Below are 3530 nucleotides of genomic sequence, written 5' to 3'. Positions count from 1 at the left end.
TACAAGGTCCCGTATTTCTTCGGCGAGTCCTCCGGCGGGAGCCTTGCTGTCGGTTGTAGATTACATTTTAAAGAACGAACCGCGCAACGGGGGTCTTTTTTTGATGAAGGCGCATATACTGATAGGACAGGGTAATTTCGCGCAGGCGCACACGGTTCTTGACACTTACGAGTCGATTAACTCCAACAACAGGACGTATCCTTTCCAACGCGCGAGGTTGCAGGCGGAAGGAAATAAAAACCGCGACTCGGCATTAAATTATCTGCGCTCGATCTTCCGTACCAATCCCGACGATGAAGAGGCTATCGTTTACGCGGCGGGGCTTCTTATGGATTCATCCCGCGCTTCCGATCAGGAAGAAGGCAGGGCGCTCCTTGACCGCCTGCGTCAGTTGTCCGGTTCTTCCGTTACGGTCTTAAGCCTAAGCCTTCGCGACGCCATCCGTCGGGAAAACTGGAAAGAGGCGCAGGGATATTTAAACAAGATACTTCCGCTCCGCAGAACGGTACAGGATCTTCAGGACGCGTACAGCGTGGAACACGGTTTGAACAACAACGCAAAAGCGCTTTCTTACGCGCGCGAACTGTATGAAAAAGACAGCTCTAAAAATGAAAATATCGCCATCTATATTTCGGCGTTAATCGATAACGGAAGAAGGGACGAAGCATCAAGGTTGTTGGAAAACCGTCTTGCTTCGGCAAGCGACGGCGCGGATAAGAGCCGGTATTTTTTTCTGCGAAGCCGCGTCCAGACAAACGAAGAGGCGGCTCTCGGAGACCTTCGCTCCAGCCTTTTTGAAGACCCTCGCAACCTTGACGCGTTAATTGCCATGTTTGAAATTTACAACCGCAGAAGGGAAGAACGCAGAGCGGTCCACTATCTAAGGCAGGCCCTCGCCATTTCCCCCGACAATCCGCGATTGAAACGCTACGAAGCGGAATACGCCCAACTGTTAAAAAATTAATTGTTGACCGGAAAAACAAACTATTGTATAATGAAAAAACGGCATTTAGGCCGTAAAATCTTTATTCAAGAGGTGGGTTATGAAAAAGAACGTAGTAATAACATCTGTCGTTTTACTGATGATCGCGGTATTAATCGGTTCCTGCGCGTCAAGCGGCGGCGGGAAGACTGAGGAAAAAGCCGCACCGGCCGTCAAGTTCAGTTGTGATTTTTCCGATGCCGCGGCGGGAACGGCGGGCTGGGCTATGGCTCCGGAAGAGTATTGGGATTTTCACGGAACTGCGGCGTTAAGCCGTGATGATAAAACCTTGGGAAGCGGAATGTTAAGGATGGACGTTGACTTTTCAAAGGACGCTAATTCCGATTGGTCAGAGCCTAAAATGAGGGTAAATTTTGATCCTCCGCTTGAAAACATAAGAAAATTTTATTTTGATTTTTATTACAATCCGACTTTTTCCAAAGGCGGCCAATTTAAGAGTAAAATAATAATTTATAGCGGTAAAACCGCGTTGGCGGAAAATATGGCGGATTCAATTAAAGCCGTAGAAGAACTTCCCAACGGATTTGTAAAAGCGACTGTAGCGCTGGTGGCGAGAGGAGCCAAACCGGTTGATAATATGCTTTTAAGCATTGTCGGCTACAGGACCAATTACAAAGGCCCTGTTTTCATCGGAAATATTCGTTGGGAATAAACAATGAAATCAACAGGCGTTCTCTTTCTGGCGGCAATGTTATCCATTTTTTCATGTAACACGACGCCGCCGCCTGTTGACACCCCGTCTTCCGCGCCCAAGCAAAAACCGGTGCGGCCTCCTGCTGAATCATCACCTAACAAAAAACGGCTGTTAAATTACCTGTCCGACGTATATGGAAAGTATATTATTTCCGGCCAGATGGACACGTCATGGACTACCAACGAAGAGATAGACATGATATCCCGCGTATATTCAGATACCGGAAAATATCCAGCAATTAAAGGTTTTGATTTTATCATGCTCTCATTAACATATATGCCTTTCATGAACGGCAGGGAACAGGTTAACGAAGCCGTTGAATGGTGGGAAGGAAAAAATAACGGCAAGGTATTATTGCCGGAAAAACCGTCCGTTCACGGCATTGTCACATTCTGCTGGCACTGGCGGGCGGGCGAGAAAAATGAATTTTATACAAATAAAACGTCCTTCCGCATTCCATGGAAAAATTACCAGCTTGATACGGAAAGCGCCGCTTTTAAGGAAATTCTAAAAGACCTTGACGTGTTAGCTTTGCGTCTACAGACGCTTAAAGAAAAAGACATTCCCGTATTATGGCGGCCGTTGCATGAAGCTTCTGGCGGCTGGTTCTGGTGGGGGGCAAGCGGTTCCAAACCTTATATCGCGCTGTGGGAATTCATGTGGGATTATTTAACTTACGAAAAAGGATTGGATAACCTTATTTGGGTATGGAACGGGGACAGCGAAAGCTGGTTTCCCGACCCAAAAACCGTTGACATTATAGGCAGGGATATTTACGCGGACAATTATTCTTCGCTACAGGATCAGTTTAACCGGACAAAAAAAATGGGCGATAAAGAATACATGGTCGCCCTTTCAGAAAACGGAAAAATCCCCGATCCTGACGACTGCGTTAAAGACGGAGCCATGTGGTCATGGTTCATGACATGGAACGACAGTAAAAAAGCGGGCGAATCGAATAAAGATAATTTTTTCTCCGGGGAATATCATAACAAAAACGCACACAAGAAAAAAGTATATAGCCACCCGTCGGTAATCACGTTGGACAAACTCCCGGATTTAACAAAGTACCGGACGGAATAACAACCCCTCAACAAGAATAACTAATCTTTCAAAAGCTGGCGGATGATGTCAAGCTGGCTTTGAAGTTCCGCGATTTTCTGGTCTTTTCCGGCGGTAACGTCGTTAAGGTCGGACACCGTCTGCGTAAGGCGGCTTTTATCGGCTTCAAGGGACGCTATCGCCTTGTCTTTTTCCGCGGTTGTCGTTTCCAATTTAGTTTCCAGTTCTTTAAGCCGGCGCGCCTGTCCGGAACTGCCCGCGCTGAACGAATCGAGATTTTTCTGCATTTCGTTTACTTTTTTTTCCAGTTGTTCGTTTTTTGTAAACAATTCCAAACTGTCCGCGCCGCCTGTTACGCGAAGATGCTTTATCATCGTCTCCATGGAATCAAGCGCTTTATTGTAAAAATCTATTTTTGCCTGAGCCGTCCGTGAAGACGGAAAAACCCCCGCATTGTTAATATAACGGTAATTTTCTATGCTCTCCTCCGCCTGATCATACTTCGCGTCCCTTATAAGATCGCTGATTGCCGTAAGCCCTCCCGCCAACTGCGCTTCGATAGCGGCTGCCTTGTCCTGATCGTTCGATAAATGCTCAAGCTCTGTCATCGCCGAATCTTTTTTTATTTCATTAATTAACGCCTTTTCCGTTAAATCGTAAGCGCCCAATCCCTGCCTTACCTGCACGTCTTTTTTACCGTTAAAGTAGAAAATAAACCACGCGCCCGCGCATAAAATTAATAACGCGGCTATATTCACCAAAAGAGGGAAA

3 protein-coding genes and 1 pseudogene are annotated in these 3530 nt (G+C 46.5%); 3 read left to right on the top strand and 1 reads right to left on the bottom strand.

The annotated features are described in order from the left end of the window. The 3 genes and pseudogenes from ACYVTD_RS10665 to ACYVTD_RS10655 all read left to right on the top strand — a co-directional run. Positions 1–964: pseudogene (locus ACYVTD_RS10665) on the top strand (hypothetical protein); the annotation flags it as partial. 79 nt (positions 965–1043) lie between these two features. Next, entirely contained in the window at positions 1044–1655 is a 612-nt protein-coding gene (locus ACYVTD_RS10660) for a hypothetical protein (protein WP_461247756.1), read from the top strand. A gap of 3 nt (positions 1656–1658) precedes the next feature. Further along, a complete protein-coding gene (locus tag ACYVTD_RS10655) occupies positions 1659–2780 on the top strand; it encodes a glycosyl hydrolase (RefSeq protein WP_461247755.1) in 1122 nt (373 codons plus the stop codon). A 20-nt stretch (positions 2781–2800) separates the two neighbouring features. On the opposite strand, the gene ACYVTD_RS10650 is transcribed toward ACYVTD_RS10655, so the two are convergent. Beyond that, positions 2801–3530 (bottom strand): hypothetical protein (locus ACYVTD_RS10650; protein WP_461247754.1); only part of this gene is annotated, 730 nt, incomplete at its 5' end.

The sequence above is a fragment of the Treponema sp. R6D11 genome (genome assembly GCF_054786075.1).
Note: the sequence above shows the minus strand (reverse complement) of the source record. Positions and strands in the feature narration are given on the sequence as shown.